The 15,355-nt window shown below is 71.2% G+C and carries 16 protein-coding genes; 6 read left to right on the top strand and 10 right to left on the bottom strand.

Annotation, left to right across the window (positions count from 1 at the left end; translation table 11 throughout):
* Nucleotides 1-124 precede the first annotated feature (124 nt).
* Entirely contained in the window at nucleotides 125-697 is a 573-nt protein-coding gene (locus ACFWQC_RS25215) for a DUF5134 domain-containing protein (RefSeq protein ID WP_378684538.1), read from the top strand.
* Nucleotides 698-700: 3 nt separating this feature from the next.
* Here ACFWQC_RS25215 and ACFWQC_RS25210 read toward each other — a convergent pair whose 3' ends face one another.
* The 9 genes from ACFWQC_RS25210 to ACFWQC_RS25170 form a co-directional block, all read right to left on the bottom strand.
* Nucleotides 701-1,981: a pyridoxal-phosphate dependent enzyme gene (locus ACFWQC_RS25210; RefSeq protein WP_378684535.1), complete on the bottom strand. Its 1,281-nt coding sequence runs from the start codon at nucleotides 1,979-1,981 to the stop codon at nucleotides 701-703.
* Between the two features lie 2 nt (nucleotides 1,982-1,983).
* Nucleotides 1,984-3,363 carry an alanine racemase gene (locus ACFWQC_RS25205; protein ID WP_378684532.1) on the bottom strand — a complete coding sequence of 460 codons (1,380 nt, stop codon included), beginning with the start codon at nucleotides 3,361-3,363 and terminating at the stop codon, nucleotides 1,984-1,986.
* Nucleotides 3,360-4,598, bottom strand: coding sequence for a copper chaperone (locus tag ACFWQC_RS25200; protein WP_378684529.1), 1,239 nt, complete (start codon nucleotides 4,596-4,598; stop codon nucleotides 3,360-3,362). Before ACFWQC_RS25200 ends, ACFWQC_RS25205 begins: the two co-directional genes overlap by 4 nt.
* Before the next feature lie 3 nt (nucleotides 4,599-4,601).
* Nucleotides 4,602-5,786, bottom strand: a complete 1,185-nt coding sequence (locus ACFWQC_RS25195) for an aminotransferase class V-fold PLP-dependent enzyme (protein WP_378684526.1) — start codon at nucleotides 5,784-5,786, stop codon at nucleotides 4,602-4,604.
* 18 nt (nucleotides 5,787-5,804) lie between these two features.
* The gene (locus ACFWQC_RS25190) at nucleotides 5,805-6,029 is read right to left on the bottom strand and encodes a heavy metal-associated domain-containing protein (protein ID WP_160023692.1); all 225 of its coding nucleotides are present in this window, start codon (nucleotides 6,027-6,029) and stop codon (nucleotides 5,805-5,807) included.
* Between the two features lie 86 nt (nucleotides 6,030-6,115).
* Entirely contained in the window at nucleotides 6,116-6,823 is a 708-nt protein-coding gene (locus ACFWQC_RS25185) for a GAP family protein (protein WP_378684522.1), read from the bottom strand.
* A 58-nt stretch (nucleotides 6,824-6,881) separates the two neighbouring features.
* Nucleotides 6,882-7,913 carry a formylglycine-generating enzyme family protein gene (locus tag ACFWQC_RS25180; RefSeq protein ID WP_378684519.1) on the bottom strand — a complete coding sequence of 344 codons (1,032 nt, stop codon included), beginning with the start codon at nucleotides 7,911-7,913 and terminating at the stop codon, nucleotides 6,882-6,884.
* Nucleotides 7,914-8,024: 111 nt separating this feature from the next.
* The gene (locus tag ACFWQC_RS25175) at nucleotides 8,025-9,134 is read right to left on the bottom strand and encodes a threonine aldolase family protein (RefSeq protein ID WP_378684516.1); all 1,110 of its coding nucleotides are present in this window, start codon (nucleotides 9,132-9,134) and stop codon (nucleotides 8,025-8,027) included.
* Nucleotides 9,103-9,249 (bottom strand): hypothetical protein, encoded by a 147-nt coding sequence (locus tag ACFWQC_RS25170; RefSeq protein WP_378684513.1) that lies wholly within the window; start codon nucleotides 9,247-9,249, stop codon nucleotides 9,103-9,105. Before ACFWQC_RS25170 ends, ACFWQC_RS25175 begins: the two co-directional genes overlap by 32 nt.
* A gap of 144 nt (nucleotides 9,250-9,393) precedes the next feature.
* Between ACFWQC_RS25170 and ACFWQC_RS25165 the strand changes: the two genes are divergently transcribed.
* The 4 genes from ACFWQC_RS25165 to ACFWQC_RS25150 all read left to right on the top strand — a co-directional run bounded on the left by ACFWQC_RS25165 (nucleotide 9,394) and on the right by ACFWQC_RS25150 (nucleotide 14,322).
* On the top strand, nucleotides 9,394-10,494 hold the full coding sequence (locus ACFWQC_RS25165; protein ID WP_378684510.1) for a flavin-containing monooxygenase: 1,101 nt from the start codon (nucleotides 9,394-9,396) through the stop codon (nucleotides 10,492-10,494).
* A gap of 32 nt (nucleotides 10,495-10,526) precedes the next feature.
* On the top strand, nucleotides 10,527-12,149 hold the full coding sequence (locus tag ACFWQC_RS25160) for a LuxR C-terminal-related transcriptional regulator (RefSeq protein WP_378684507.1): 1,623 nt from the start codon (nucleotides 10,527-10,529) through the stop codon (nucleotides 12,147-12,149).
* A 116-nt stretch (nucleotides 12,150-12,265) separates the two neighbouring features.
* Nucleotides 12,266-12,949: a hypothetical protein gene (locus ACFWQC_RS25155; RefSeq protein WP_378684504.1), complete on the top strand. Its 684-nt coding sequence runs from the start codon at nucleotides 12,266-12,268 to the stop codon at nucleotides 12,947-12,949.
* Nucleotides 12,946-14,322 (top strand): glutamate decarboxylase, encoded by a 1,377-nt coding sequence (locus ACFWQC_RS25150; protein WP_378684501.1) that lies wholly within the window; start codon nucleotides 12,946-12,948, stop codon nucleotides 14,320-14,322. The genes ACFWQC_RS25155 and ACFWQC_RS25150 overlap by 4 nt, the downstream gene beginning before the upstream one ends.
* A gap of 7 nt (nucleotides 14,323-14,329) precedes the next feature.
* Here the strand turns inward: ACFWQC_RS25150 and ACFWQC_RS25145 are convergent, their stop codons facing one another.
* On the bottom strand, nucleotides 14,330-14,488 hold the full coding sequence (locus ACFWQC_RS25145) for a hypothetical protein (RefSeq protein ID WP_378684498.1): 159 nt from the start codon (nucleotides 14,486-14,488) through the stop codon (nucleotides 14,330-14,332).
* A gap of 204 nt (nucleotides 14,489-14,692) precedes the next feature.
* Here ACFWQC_RS25145 and ACFWQC_RS25140 point away from each other — a divergent pair, with 204 nt between their 5' ends.
* On the top strand, nucleotides 14,693-15,334 hold the full coding sequence (locus tag ACFWQC_RS25140) for a hypothetical protein (protein ID WP_378684495.1): 642 nt from the start codon (nucleotides 14,693-14,695) through the stop codon (nucleotides 15,332-15,334).
* The last annotated feature ends 21 nt before the right edge of the window (nucleotides 15,335-15,355 follow it).

Genomic DNA, 15,355 nt, shown 5'->3' with positions numbered 1-15,355 from the left:
GTCGAGTTGGCGCGCATGTGCCAACTCGACCGACCTAGCTGACGCCTCGGCAGGGTTTGCCGGCCTGCGGCACTGATCGCAGCAACCGACCTCATTCAACGCGTGGCGACGGTACGTTGGCAGGGTGGTCGATCCTCCGTGGGACCTTCTGCTGACTGTGGCGTTCCTGCTCACGGGCACCGCAGGGATCTGGATCCTCGTGGTCTGCCCACCGTCAGGCACGGAGACCGTTCTCCACCTCAACCACGCCGTGATGAGCTCAGCGATGATCCTGATGATCTGGGTGATCGTCTCGGACGTCGCCATCTGGGCACAGGTCGCGCTCTTCGCGGTTCTGGCTCTGGCGCTGCTCCCGGCCCTGCGGGCGAGCGACGGGGCCCGGCGCGCCGACCTGATCGGTCATCTCGGCCTCAACGCCGCGATGATCTGGATGCTCGCCGCGATGCCGCTGCTGATGGCTGACGTGGGTGGTCTCGAGGGTCATGCGAGCCACGGCAGCGCGGCGGCGATCGCACCGGCCGGGCACACTCCGGGCTGGGCGGTCGCGGTCAACTCGCTGTTCGTCGTGATCTGCGCGGCCGGGGTGCTGTGGTGGCTGGTGCGGGCAACCTCGGTGCGCGAGCATCGCCTGCCGGCCCTCGGCCACGGACTGATGGCTGCCGGGATGGGCACGATGCTCGTCCTCCTTCCCGCGTGAGGATCAGACTCCCGCGAGCGGCCGGCCGCTGTCCCGCCAGCCGAGCACGCCGCCCTCGAGGTTGTAGGCCCGGCGACCGGTCGCGGCGGCCCGGGCGGCGAACCGCGCCGACCGGTCACCCGTAGGACAGACGAACACCACCCGGGACCCCTCCGAGAACGGCATCCCCGCCTCCATGACCTGCTCGAGCAGGTCGTCGCGGAGGTTGATCGCCCCGGGGATGTGGCCGGCCTGGAAGGCAAGCGCCGTGCGTACGTCCACCACGACCACATGCTCACCCGCAGCGATCCACTCCTCGAGGTCCTCGGGCACCGCCGTAGGCGCCGCCTCCGAGGCAGGAGCGGGGCTCGCCGCGCCGAACAGGTCGGGCCGGCGGTGGCGGTAGTAGGAGAGGTACGGCTCCATCCGGTCGCACGCGATCACGACCGCCGTGACCGGGCCGCCGGGGCCGGACAAGAGCCGTTCCCGAGCGGCGGCATAGGCCGCCCCGGTGGTAGGCCCGGCGAGTACGCCGTGCCGGGTGGCGAGCTCGAGGCTCGCGGTGATCGCGTCGGCCGAGTCGACGGCGGCGATCGCGTCGTAGAAGCCGGGGTCGAAGAGCCCGACCTCCCACATCTCCGCCGCCGAGCGGATGCCGGGGATGAAGTCTCCTTCGGTGGCGACGACGCCGACCACGGCGGTCTCCGGGTTGCGCTCGCGCAGGTACGTCGCCGCCCCTCGGGTGGAGCCGGTGGTGCCGAGCCCGCCCACGAGCAGGTCGACCGGGCCTGCGTCGCGATAGATCTCGCGGCCGGTCTGCTCGTAGTGGGCTCGCAGGTTGTCCTCGTTGGTGTACTGCGAGGTGTGGTGGTAGCGGCCTGGCTCACCCGCCATGAGGTCGCCGATCACCCCGAACACGTCGTTGGGCGCGGTCGGGTCCGGGCACTCCGAGAGTCCGGGCATCTCGGTCACCTCGGCGCCGAGCAGCGACAGCATCTCGCGGACCTCCCGCACCCGGACCCGGTTGGTGAAGGCCCTGAACCTGACCCCGTGCATCGAGGCGATGACCTGGAGCGCCTTGGCGGTGTTGCCGCTCGATGCCTCCAGGACGACCTGCTCCTCCTCGGCGATCGTGTCGATGTGGTCGCGCAGCAGCGCCCAGGCGACGCGGTCCTTGACGGAGCCGAACGGGTTCGCCGACTCCAGCTTCAGGAAGATCTCGGCCTCGGGCACACCGTGGGCGGCCGGATCGAGCCGCAGCAGCGGGGTCTCACCGATCATGTCCAGCACGCTGTCGTAACGCATGGTCAGCTCCCGTGGTGGTCGTCTGCGACGAAGGTGAACCGTTCGCCGTCCCAGACCGCCGCGACCTTGGGCGGCGGCGGATGCCCGCCGGCCGCGGATGCCGACAGGTCCATCTGATAGGCGGCGGTGTTGACGAACGCGAGTACGTCACCGCTGCTCGGCTCGGCCTCGAGAAACACCTTGCGGCGGCTCACCAGGTCCGACTCCAGGCACAGCCGGCCGGCGAGGAACACGCCTTCCGCCGGCGGCTCACCACGTCCGTCGAGGAGCACCGGGTCCAGCAGGACCTCCTGGTCGGCGGGGGTGATCTGGTTGCGGGAGAGGTCGAGCACGACGAGGTCGCGCCCGGCGGCGCGCTTGCGGTAGAGCACCGAGGCCAGGGTGACCCCGGCATGGTCGACCAGGGCCTTGCCCGGTTCGATCCACAGCGTGAGCATGCACTCGCGCAGGACCTCGGCGACGGGTCGCCGTTCGATCTCGGCGGTCAGGAACCGCTCCAGGACGTCGGTGCCGGGGCGGTGGTTGCCGTACTTGTGCGCGGACGGAGCGCCTGCGACCGCTCCGGCTCGCCGGAGCCCGAGGTCGTGACCGGGCCACACCAGCTCACCCGTTCCAGCGGCGACCGCCTGCGAGTACCGCTGGAAGGGCTCGGGTTCCTCGACGAAGCGCTGGCGGAACCCGCCGCCGATGTCGATCACCGACGGCCGCAGGCCCTGCCGGTGGGCGGCGGCCACGACCGCCATCGACTCGGTCAGCGAGTCGACCCTGGCTGCCGGGTCGGCCGTGTCGAGATGGAACGCGACACCGCGCAGGTCGAGGCCGGGGGCGCGGCGTACGGTCTCGAGGGCGGCGCCGGCATCGGCGAGGTCGATGCCGAACCGGGACTGGGGCACCGCCGGCGAGGCGAACCCGGAGAGCCGCAGCAGCACCGGGACGGCGCTGCCGGCCGGCGCGGCGGCCGCGAGCCGGTCGAGCTCCCAGAGGTCGTCGGCGTTGGCGGTGACCCCCAGCGCGGCGATCCGTTCGATGAACGCCGGCGACTTCGGCCCTGTCGCCTCGATCCGGTCCGGCGTGAACCCCGCGGCCAGGGCCCGGTCGAGCTCGGCCGCTGAGGCGACGTCAGCGCCGAGCCCGGCGGCGGACGACTCGGCGAGGAGCGTGGCCGAGGCGTTCACCTTGTGCGCGTAGTAGATGTCGTACGGCAGGCCATGTTGCCGCAGCACGCCCGCGAGCGCAGTGGCGTTCTCGGCCACGACCTGAGGAAAGACCACGTGGAGCGGCGACCCGAACCGTTCGATCGCCTCACTCACCGCGGCGGCGTCGTCGAGGAAGCGGGCGGCGAGGGGGTGCCGCGCGGCGGGAAGCGGGTAACGAACGCTCACCCGTCGGCCACCGTGTAGCCGGAGTCGCGCAGGTCGGCGTAGACGCGGTCGCGCTGCCCGGCGTCGGTGAATCTGGCCCGCACGCGCTTGCCGTGCAGGTCCACCTCGATCAGCTCGGCGGCCTGGGCGTCGAAGACGGCGGTGATCGTCACCCGGCAGTGCCGGCAGGTCATGTCCGGGACCCCGAACTCCTGCTCCCCCGCGGCGAAACGGACCTCCCCGGCCCCGGAAGCGGGAGCCTCTGCGATCCGCACCGACTCGACCGCGGACCGGAACGCGCTGGTGAGCGCCTCGGCGACGGCGGCGAGCGGCTGGACGCGCTGCCCGTCGACCTGATGGGCCCGCTGCCCGAGGCAGACGGGCCGCTCCCCCGCCGGTAGCAGGGCGTACTGTCGCGAGATCTGGTCGAGCTCGACGTGGTAGCGCTGGATGGCTGCCCGCGCTCCCAGGCCGGCCTCGCGGGCCTGGTCCATCACGTCGTTGGCGTCGGCGATGGTGCGGAGCTTCATCTCGGCGAGCAGCGCGACGGTCTCTGTGGTGTAGCGCAGCCGCCCGCCGGTCCCCTCCAGGCTCGCGGGGATCATGCCCCTGCGGTAGGTGGAGGCCTGCAGCTCCCAGAACCAGGTCGAGGCCACCGTGCCGTAGAGCCCGGAGGCGCACATCGCCTCGGCGAACTCGACCGGGTCCTCAATCCCGACCTGTCCGGCGAGCATGCCGTGCTGGACGAGCGCGCGGCCGGCGGCCTCGGCTCCGACGCGGAAGATCTCGGCGGGCTCCTGGTCGGTGGTCGTATCGGCCAAGACGTCGAGCGCGTCGTCGTCGAGCGCGTCCGAACGCGCGGTGACGGGATCGGCCTCGGCGATCGCGTCACCGACCGCGATCACGGCCTCCCTGGCAGCGATCGGCAGGATCGGGCCGAGCGGGCCGGGTCCGATGTGGCCGCTGTTCGCGATCCCGCGGGAGTCGCGCCAGGTGATGCGGTGGGTGGCGCTGACGACCTGGTCGGGCCGGCACGGCCGCATGTAGGACTCCAGATAGCGCCGCTGACCGGTGGTGAGCGATCCCTCCGATTCCGGCCCGGGCTCCGGGCTGAGCTCCTCGACGCGGTACTCGACCGACACCTCGGCCACAGCCGGGGCCGGGCCGGCCAGGCCGGCCAGGAAGTCGGCACCGGCGACCTCGGCCAGGATGCGGGCGGCGGCGGCGCGGTCGTACCTGATGCCTTCGTTCTGCACGTGTCAGTCCCTTTCGGCAGCGGCGGCGAGGCCCTGCAGGAGTCGGTCGACGTCGTTCTCGTCGTTGTACAGGTGGAAGCTCACCCGGACCGCGTCCTCCCGCGGCCCGTCCAGACAGTGGTCGCCGGCGCGGACGTACACGCCGCGGCGTTCGAGGGCGAAGGCGACATCGGCGCCCGCCTGGCCGTCGAGGGCGAAGGCGGCGATCCCGCTGTGCGGCCGTCCCGGATCGACCGGCGGCCCGAGGAGGGTGACGCCTCCGATCCGGGCGGCGCCGTCGGCGAACCGGGCGGCAAGGGTGGCCAGGTGGCCGCCGACGCGGTCGAGGCCGATGGTGTCGAGGAACGCGGTCGCACTGGCGAGCCCCGCGGCGCCGGCCCCGTCGAGGCTGCCCTCCTCGGCGGCGTCGGTGAGCGGCGAGACGTGGCGCGCCGGCCCGCTGCGCGCCGCCGCCCGGTCGACCGCGATCCGATGATGCTGATCCCGGCGTACGTAGACCGTGCCCGTGCCGGGAGGCCCGAACATCTTGTGGCCCGAGACGACGGCGACCTCGGCCCGGGAATCGGCCAGGCGCAGGGGCAGCCGCCCGGCGCTCTGGGAGCAGTCGAGACAGACCGTCGCTGCCGGCGGGATCCCCAGCGCGTCGAGGTCGGTCAGGGTGCCGTGGAGGTTGTGTACGTCGGTGACGACGACGACCGCGGTGCGGTCGCTCGCCGCTCGGGCGAAGTCGTCGGGGTCGATGCGCCCCAGCCGGTCGCGGCGGTACGCCACCGCCCGAACGCCCTGGTGGCGCATCCGCTCGGCGAGCCGGAGCCATGGCCGAACCGTCGAGAGGTGGTCGCCCGGGCAGTAGAGGATGTCCCCGCCGTTCGCGAGCGCCGCCGGTGCCCAGCGGTCGGCGAGGAACGCCATCGCACCGGTGGCACCGCGGGTGAAGGCGACCTCGTCGGGGAACGAGGCGCCGAGGAACGCGGCAACGGTGGCGCGGGCATCCTCGAAGCGGCGCAGCGCGTCCCGGGCCCACGGATGTCCACCCCTGCCGGGGTTGGCAGCGGGCCCGCGCAGCTCGGCGGTGAGCTGGGCGATGACCGGTTCGGGACAGGGGGTGCCGGACGCGGCGTCGAGGTAGACGAGCTCAGGTTCGGCGGTGAGGGCCGGAAAGTGCTGACGGGAGCCGAGGCCGGGCACGGACGACTCCTCGGCCGGTCAGGGTTCGCGAGCGATCGTGAATCCGGCCTTGGCGAGCGTGGATCTGACGACCCTCGGTTCGAGCGGTCCGTCGGCGGTGACGCGGGCGCTCGACACGGCTCCCGGGTTCAGGTCGACTACGACCCCCTCGACGCCCTCCAGGCCACCGAGAGCGCTCGTCACGGTCTCGACACAGCGGTGACAGGTCATTCCATCGATGCGCACTTCGAACTGAACCGACATGAAACTGCCCTTCAGTAGGACTTCGGTGGTCGCCCAAAAATATCACCGAACGAGTGGCCGCGAGGTCGGTTCGCGTCGGTCGGCGCTCAGGCCGTGACCTGTGCGATCCCGCGAGCCACGAACAGCACGCCGAAGGCGAGGAGCACCACGATGCTGATGACGTGGTTGTGGGCGAGGAGCCATCCGGTCGCGGACCGGAGCCAGCCGCGGCCACGCTCGCCGGCAAGGACGAACACGAGCAGGGGGACGACGAAGTCGATCATGCTCGCCCCCAGCAGCAGCACGATGCCGCTGATCTGCGCGCTGAGTCTCACATCGGCGGTGACCACGATGCCCAGACCGGAGATCAGGATGGCCACGTTGGGGTTCACCACCGCCAGCAACAGGCCGGCGACGAGCACCAGGCCGACGGACGGATCACGTAGTCCCGAGACCCAGCCGGGCTCCTCCGTGGCCGCCCGGTGCGTCGCCCGTACCGAGGCGGCACCCGCAGCTGACTGCAGCCGCGGTCGGAGCCACGATATGACCGCCAGGGCGAGGAAGAAGACGCCGACGACGATGCTCATCCAGCCACGAGTCGTCGCCGGATCGTCATTGGCGGCATCAGCCGCGCGGCCCGCCGCCAGCGCGGCGACCGACAACACCCCGTAGACAGCGAGGAACGGCAGCGCCAGCGCGACGACGTTGCGGAATGGGTGCGAGGACCCGAGCAGCAGCAAGCAGGCGACAACCGCAGCCGGGGTGACCGCCAGCCCCACCATCTCCGGCAGCAGCTGCCCGGCGAGTTCCCACATGGGCACAACCTCGCCAACCGCCCGGCCGCCGTCCTCACCCCTTCCGGGGGAAACCGGTTCAGTCGCCTGCGCGCACGACGCAGCGGAACCCGACGTGCGACGTCGTGTCTCGCACGCCGTGCCCCTGTCGCGCGGCGGGCCGGTAGCGGCGGCAGTACTGCGGCGAGCACAGGTGCGACCCGCCCTTCGTCACCATCCGATCGGTCTCCTTGACCTTCTCGGCGCCGGTACCGGGGCGTTGGCTGCCGCCGCAGCAGGAGGGCGCAGCGACGTCGACATGCGGCGAAGGCGTACCCGACCCGGCCCGGCCGTGAGGTGGCGCGATGAGGTCACGGTGGTCGGGTGTCCAGGGAGTGCGGGTCCATTCCCACACGTTGCCGACCATGTCGTAGAGACCATGCCCGTTCGGCGGGTAGGAGGCGACCGGGCTGGTGCGGTCGTGGCCGCGAGGATCCTCGCTGCGCCACGGCCACTGTCCCTGCCAGGTGTTCGCCATCAGACGCCCGTTCGGAGACAGCTCGTCACCCCACGCGTAGTCGGCGCCCACGAGGCCGCCGCGGGCCGCGTGCTCCCACTCGGCCTCCGTCGGAAGCTCCTTGCCTGCCCAGTGCGCGTACGCTAGGGCGTCCTCCCAGCCGACGTGCACGACCGGGTGGTCCGGAATCTCGGTCCAGTCCGCGACCTGGCGTCCGGGCCGGCTCCCCACGTCGGCTGCGGGGCCGTCCGGGTGGCGCCACTGGGCACCGGGCTGCCAGCGCCACCACCGGGTCCAGTCGTGCAGCGGGACCGGCCCCGGGGCCTGGGTGAACACCTGCGAACCGGGCACCAGCAGCGCCGGGTCGGCACCAGGGAAGTCGGCCGGGTCGAGGTCGCGCTCGGCGACGGTGACGTACCCGGTGTCGTCCACGAAGGCCGCGAACTGCGTGTTCGTCACCGGGTGCCGATCCCACCACACGTCACCCACAGAGACCTCGACCACCGGGTGCTCCTCGGGGTAGAAGCGGTCGCTGCCCACCAGATCCAGGCCACCGGTGACGAGCACCTGCCCGGTCCTGGCGGTCGGTGAGGTCTCGACCTGGCGGGAGCCCATCTCTCAACATCCTCCGGTAGAAGCGCGGGTATCGCGATCGGTCGATCGTAGAAACGGGACGATCCCCTACGCACCACCCGAGACGGGTGAGGCGCCGGGCACGGCCCGGGCTCAGTCCAGCAGCGCGGCGAGGTGGCCGGCGACGGTCGAGGGATCCATGCCGAGGGCCCCCTGACCGACCGTCATCTCGGTCACCATCCGACCCGGCTCCTCGGCCGCCGTCCAGGGCCTGCTGAATGCGAGCGACTGCTCCTCCATCTCGGCGAGAAGACGGCTGTTGACCTGGTCCGGGTCGCCCGCTGCGTACAGCAGGAACGTGTTGGTGTGCGGCACGGGCGGCTGAACGGTGATGTAGGCCGGCAGGGCCGCGGCCAACGCCCTCCCCCAGATCACGCACTGGCCGATGTGCGGGAGCCGGTCCCGCAGGCCGACCAGCGCGGCGACCGCCTCGGCGGTGGACCGGTAGAGGGTGCCGCCCATCCGGTGCCGCCACAGCCGGGCCTGCGCGACGAAGTCCTCATCGCCCAGCAGCGCAGCGCCGGCGAGGCCGCCGAGTCCCTTGTAGAAGCTGGTGTAGACGGTGTCCGCGAGCCCGGCGATATCCGCCAGCGGCTTCCCGAACCACTGCTGCGACTCCCAGATCCGGGCGCCGTCGAGATGGAAGGCGATCCCGCGCTCACGGCAGCCTTCGGCCAGCTCCGCGAGCTCGTCGAAGGTCGGCAGCAGGCAGCCCGCGTCGCGCAACGGGATCTCGACCAGACACGCAGCCAGCGGCCCCGGGATCGCGTCCAGGTGAGCCTTCGTCGGAGTCGTACGCCCGGTGGTGAGGTGTTCGATCAGCAGGTCCTGAAGGATCCTCGGGCCGTCGTCCTCGTGGACGAGCAGGTGCGAGAGGTCGGGCATCGCGACCCGCCGGCTGCCCGCGTTGTCGGCGTGGATCCGCAGCGCCACCTGCTGCGCCATCACCCCCGAGGGGAAGTACGCCGCCGGCTTCCCGAGCAGCTCGCCGACCTCCGCCTCCAGCCGCGCCACCGGCCCCCGCTCGGCATAGACGTCCCACTCCTCGATCCCCAGCTCCCGGCACGCCTCGGCCAGCCCGTCGAACACCTCGGCCGGGCTCGCGTACGCCGGGAACACGCTCTCGCGGCAGGCGATCATCGCCGCCCGCAGCCGCTGCTCCAAAGACTGATCAGTCGCCGTCCCCACCGCCGTCGACCGCATCTCCGCCACCTTCGGGGCCGCGCGGGATCACATCCTCGAGCTGGTAGGCGATGGTCTCCTCCAGCGGCACCGACGGCGGGAGCTCGCTGAAGTCTTCCGGGGGCTGGTTCGTCATCCTCCGAGTATCGCCCCAACTCAGCGCTCCGTGCGCGGAATCGAGGCAGCGGCGCCCATGGGTAGATCGACCCACTACCCACCGCAGGCGAATGCGCCGTACGACCGACGCGGAGCGGCGAGGCGCGGACCTAGCGTCATCAGCATGGACACCACACACATCGAGACGATCATCATCGGTGCCGGCCAAGCGGGCCTGGCGACCGGCTACCACCTGCGCCGCCGCGGTCGCCCGTTCGTGATCATCGACGCGAACGCTCGGGTCGGCGACAACTGGCGGCGCCAGTGGGACTCGCTCCGGCTCTACTCCCCTGCCAAGTACGACTCCCTGCCGGGCATGGCGTTCCCGGCGAAGCGGTGGTCGTTCCCCGGGAAGGACGACGTCGCCGACTACCTGGAGACGTACGCCCGCACCTTCGAGCTGCAGGTGCGGCTCGAGACCCGAGTCAGCGGGCTCGAGCGGGACGCAGACGGCTTCCGGGTGACGACGGACCGCGGCACCTGGACCTGCGACAACGTCGTGGTCGCGACCGGTTCCTTCGGCCGTACGCCGAACGTCCCGGCCATCTCGGCGCAGCTCGACCCGGCGATCCTGCAGCTCCACTCCAGCGAGTACCGCCGGCCCGGGCAGCTGCGCGAGGGCCCGGTGCTCGTGGTCGGCGCCAGCCACTCGGGCTGCGACATCGCCTTCGAGGTCGCCGAGTCCCGGCCGACGATCCTGGCCGGCCGCGACTGTGGCGAGATCCCGCCGCGCCTGGAGTCGCCGGTGATGCACGTGATCTTCCCCGTGCTGCTCTTCGCGTGGCGCCACGTCATCACCCGGCGTACGCCGATCGGCCGCAAGGAGATGCCGGAGGTCCGGCGTCACGGCGGGCCGATGCTGCGGGTGAAGCGCTCCGACCTCGCCGACCGAGGCGTCGAGCGGGTCACCTCGAGGGTCGAGGAGGTCCGCGACGGGCTGCCCGTGATCGACGGTGCTCCGCGCGAGGTCGCCAACGTCCTGTGGGCCACCGGCTTCCGGCAAGCCTTCGACTGGATCCACCTGCCGGTCCTCGACGAGGACGGCTGGCCGCGGGAGATGCGCGGCGTGGTGGCGGAGGCCGACGGGCTGTTCTTCTGCGGTCTCAGCTTCCAGTACGCCTTCAGCTCGATGCTCCTGGCGGGCGCGGGACGCGACGCTGCCCTGGTCGCCGACCGGGTCACGGCCCGGATGCGGCAGTCCGCACCCCACTCGCTGGCCGCCTGATCCGAGTACGCTCTCCAGTGGAGGTGCCTGCTGTGGCCGACGTCCTGCTGGAGAGCGCCCGCGCCGACTTCGGCCGCGGTGACTGGGGCGCGGCGTACGCAGCCTGGTCGGGGGCCGACCCGGAGGTGCTCTCGGCCGAGGAGCTCGAGGACTTCGCCGTCGCCGCCGAGCTGACCGGACACCACGACGACACGGTCGCCGCCCTGCACCGGGCCTTCCGCATCAGTCAGGACGCCGCCGACCTCGGCCGCTCGGTCCGCTGCGCTTTCCGGATCACGATGACCGCCCACGTGCACGGGGAGAGTGCCCTGGCCCGCGGCTGGACCTCACGGGCGGAGAGCCTCGTCGCGGACGTGGACGACGGTGTCGAGCTCGGCTGGGTCGACTTCCTGCGGATGTTCCGGGCGCTGAGCGCCGGCGACTTCGCCGCGGCCGGCGGATTCGCCGACAAGGTCGCCGAGCGCGGCCGGCGCTACGGCGAACCCGACCTCACCGCGCTGGGGCTCTGCTCCCAGGGCCGGATGGCGCTCTACTCCGGCCGGGTCGCCGAAGGCCTCGCCCTGCTCGACGAGTCCATGATCCGGGTGATCGCGGGCGAGGCCTCCCCCGTCGTGGCCGGGCACGTCTACTGCACCGCGATCGAGGGCTGCCAGGAGATCAGCGACTTCGGCCGGGTGGCGGAGTGGACCGCGGCCCTCGAACGCTGGTGCGCCGCCCAGCCCGGCCTGTTGACGTTCACCGGCCAGTGCGCGGTCCACCGCGGCCAGCTGCTGCGGCTGCACGGCGAGTGGCAGCAGGCCCTGGAGGAGTTCGAGCACGCGATCCGCCGCTACCAGGAGGTGCACGCACCTGATGCGGCCGGGCTCGCGGCGTACGAGGCCGGCGAGGTGCTCCGGCTGCGGGGTGACCATGCCGAGGCGGACGCCGCCTACGAGCGCGCGGCCGACCGGGGGTTCGACCCGCAGCCCGGCCTCGCGCTGCTCTGGTCTGCTCGCGGCCAGCGCGCGGCGGCGCTCACCGCCGTCGAGCGGCTGCTGGTGGGGACCGATGGTCCCGTGCAGCGATGCCGGCTCTTGCCTGCCTCCGTCGAGGTGCTGCTAGGTGCCGGCGAGGCCGACCGGGCCCGGCAGGTCGCGGACGAGCTGGACGGGCTCGCAGGACACTTCGGCTGCGTCTGGCTCGAAGCCGCCGCCGCGCACGCGCACGGCGCGGTCGAGATCGCTGCGGGAGACCCCGCCGGTGCCCTCCCCTACCTGCGCAAGGCCCAGCAGCTGTGGGCTCGGGCCGAGGCCACCTACGAGCGGAGCCAGGCTCGACTGCTGACCGGGCGCGCACTGGCCGGCGTCGGCGACACCGAGTCGTCTCGGCGTGAGCTCGAGGCGGCGCGTACGGTCTTCCGACAGATCGGCGCCCGGCCTGCCGCCGACGAGGCCGACGGTCTGCTCGCCCCCGCGTCTCTGCCCGGCGGCCTCACCGCCCGGGAGGCCGAGGTCCTCCGCCTGGTCGCCTCCGGCCGCAGCAACGCCCAGATCGCCGCCGACCTGGTCCTCAGCGAGAAGACCGTCGCCCGTCATCTCTCCAACATCTTCACCAAGCTCGACGTCCGTTCCCGGACCGCCGCCACGGCCTTCGCCTTCGAGAACGGCGTGGTCTGAGCCACAGCGTTTTCCGGCAGCCGGTGCAGATGGATTTCACCCGGACCGGATGAGGACGCCACGACCTGGCCCGTCGAGGATGACGGTGTGTAGGGAGAGGGAGGGTGGCCGCCGCGATGGACCAGGTACTGACGCGTCGGTCGACCCGGCTCAACCTCGTCGCCGCCGTCGCCTTCGTTCTCGGTGGCTCGTTGTTCGCCCTGGGGGCAGCTCTCGCTCAGCTCGGAGTGACCAGCCTGCCCACCGTCAACCTCACGTACCTGGTCGGGGGCGGCTTCTTCACGCTCGGTGGCTACGTCTCGATCCTGCTCGCCGACGATGCCGACAACTCCGACAACGACCAGCGCATGCGCTGGTGGAGCTTCAGGCTGCGCCCACGCAGCTGGCGGAGCGCCTTCGTGCTGTTCGTGGGGACACTGTTCTTCGCCATCAGCCTGATCGCCGCCTTCGTCGCAGGCCTGACCCCGCGTCAGTCCGACGGCTGGATCTGGCTCCCCGACATGACCGGCTGTGTCTGCTTCCTGGTCTCGGGTCACCTGGCGATGCTCGACGTGGGCGCGGGGCACGTACGGGTGCTGGCCCACCTGGTCGGCTGGTGGGTCGTCGCGGTCAACCAGCTCGGGTCGGTCCTCTTCTTCCTCGCCGGCATCGCCGCCTTCACCCGCCCGGCGACCTCGAGCGCGATCGATACCGGCCTCGTCAACTGGGGGACGTTCGCCGGAGCAGCGTGCTTCGCGGTCGGCGGAGTCATCCAGGCATTCGACACACCCACTCCGACAAGAACGGTGATTCAGCAATGACACGACTCAGTGACACAGAGGCCGAGGGGCTCTACGGCAACCGGTTCCTGACGGAGGCGGCCCCGTCGACCGCCTTCCCCGAGACCGGAATGCGCCCCGTCGAAGCGATGCGCCTGATCGGCGAGGACCTGGTCATGGAAGGTGACCCGCAACGCAACCTCGCGACGTTCGTGACCACGTGGATGGAGCCGGAGGCGCAGCGGATCATCGCGGAGAACCTGCACCGCAACTTCATCGACCACGCGGAGTACCCCATCTCCGCCGAGATCGAGCAGCGCTGCGTACGGATGCTCGCCGACCTCTACCACGCCCCCGGCGAGACGACCGGCTGTCGCACCCAGGGCTCGTCCGAGGCGATCATGCTCGGCGCCCTGTCCCTGAAGTGGAAGTGGAAGCAGCGCAGGCAGGCCGCGAACGCCTCGGTGGACCGGCCCAACCTGGTGTTCGGCGGCGACGTCCACGTCGTATGGGAGAAGTTCTGCCGGTACTTCGACGTCGAGCCGCGGATCGTCCCGCTCGAGGAGAAGAGATACACCATCGGCCCCGATGACGTGGCGCCCCACCTCGACGAGAACACCATCGGCGTGGTCGCCGTCCTTGGCACGACGTTCACCGGGCACATGGACGACGTCGTCGGGATCAACCAGCTGCTGCTCGACGTCAAGAAGGACAAGGGTCTCGACATCCCGCTGCACGTCGACGCGGCCAGCGGTGGCTTCGTGTGGCCGTTCCTCTACCCCGACTCCCCGTGGGACTTCCGCCTCGAGCAGGTCCGCTCGATCAACGTCTCCGGACACAAGTACGGGCTCGTCTACCCCGGCATCGGCTGGCTGGTGTTCCGCGAGAAGTCCGACCTCGCCGAGGAGCTGGTGTTCTACGAGAACTACCTCGGCAAGACCGACGCGACGTTCACCCTGAACTTCTCGACGGGCGCGGCGATGGTGCTGGCGCAGTACTACAACTTCGTCAGGCTGGGTCGCGACGGCTACACGTACGTGATGAAGCAGATGCAGCAGAACGCCAAGGCGCTGGCGAAGAACCTCCGCGACAGCGGCCGGTTCGAGGTGATCGGCGACGACCTCGAGCAGCTCCCGCTCGTGGCGTTCCGCCTCACCGGCGACCGCACGACCTACGACGAGTCCGACATCGCCTGGCAGCTCTCGGCCGAGCGCGGCTGGATGGTGCCGGCGTACACGCTGCCGCCCAACGCCGAGAACGTGAAGATCATGCGCGCGCTGGTCAAGGAGACGATGAGTCGCGAGCAGGTCGAGCGGCTCACCCGCGACCTCGCCGACGCCTGCGCGACCCTGGACGAGAAGGGCGGCGCCCATCCGTCCGAGCGGGCGCAGGTCAAGCGAGGCACCGGGTACTGAAACTCGGTCAGAGGCCACGGATCCGGCAAAAGATCAACGTTGTCTTTACCCAGGCCGCCTGGTCAACGAGCTGGATCGGCGTACCGCGAAGGAGATCTCCGACTTCGAGGAGGAGCTGGAGGCGCACCTGGGCATCGATCTCGACCGCTTCACGGGCAACGATCACTCCCCGGATGATCTGGACATCGACTGGGACAGCATCCGCGACGATCTCCTCGGCGACCCGTCCATCGATAGAGCGATCACCCAGGTCTGGCCCCGGCTCGTCGCCGACGATCTCGTCCGCGACCTGCTGAACGACCTCGGCGTCGACCGTGGCGACGGGTGGAGCGACGCAGACCTCGCCCTCCTGGACGAGGCCCGCGCCCTCGTGGACGGGGCCCCGGAGACGACCTACGGCCACATCGTGGTGGACGAGGCGCAGCAGCTCTCCGAGATGCAGTGGCGCGCGCTGATGCGCCGCTGCCCGAACCGGTCGATGACGGTCGTCGGCGATCTCGCCCAGGCGGGCCCCTCGACCACTCTTCGGACCTGGGACGAAGCCCTGGAGCCGTTCGTCGGTGAGCGGTTCGCTCACCACAGACTGACGGTCAACTACCGTACGACGACCGAGATCCTGTTCGCGACCGAACCGCTCCTGGCCGAGATCGCCCCCGATCAGCGGCTCTCCAGATCAATCCGCCACGGCGAGCAGCCACGCATCGTCGAGGTGACCGAGGAGAGTCTCCACTCCACGCTGAGCACCCTGATCACCGCGATCGCCGACGAGCACCCGGGCGAGCTGATCGGAGTCATCGCCACCACCGAGCGCTCGCCGGCTCTGGAGGTGCACAGGGCAGGCGCCACGATCGTCGCCGCACCCGAGGCTCGCGGGCTGGAGTTCGACACCGTGATCATCGTCGACTCTGCGGGCGTACGAGCCGCCGGCGACGCCGGCCCGCGCGATCTGTACGTCGCCCAGACCCGAGCCACCAAACGCCTCCTCAGCCTGGAGTTACGATCTCGACCGTGAGGCCCACGGCCCGCCCCGCCG

Origin of the sequence: Nocardioides sp. NPDC058538 (genome assembly GCF_042719275.1) — a bacterium.
Classification (GTDB): domain Bacteria; phylum Actinomycetota; class Actinomycetes; order Propionibacteriales; family Nocardioidaceae; genus Nocardioides.
This window is presented reverse-complemented; position numbering and strand designations above follow the sequence as displayed.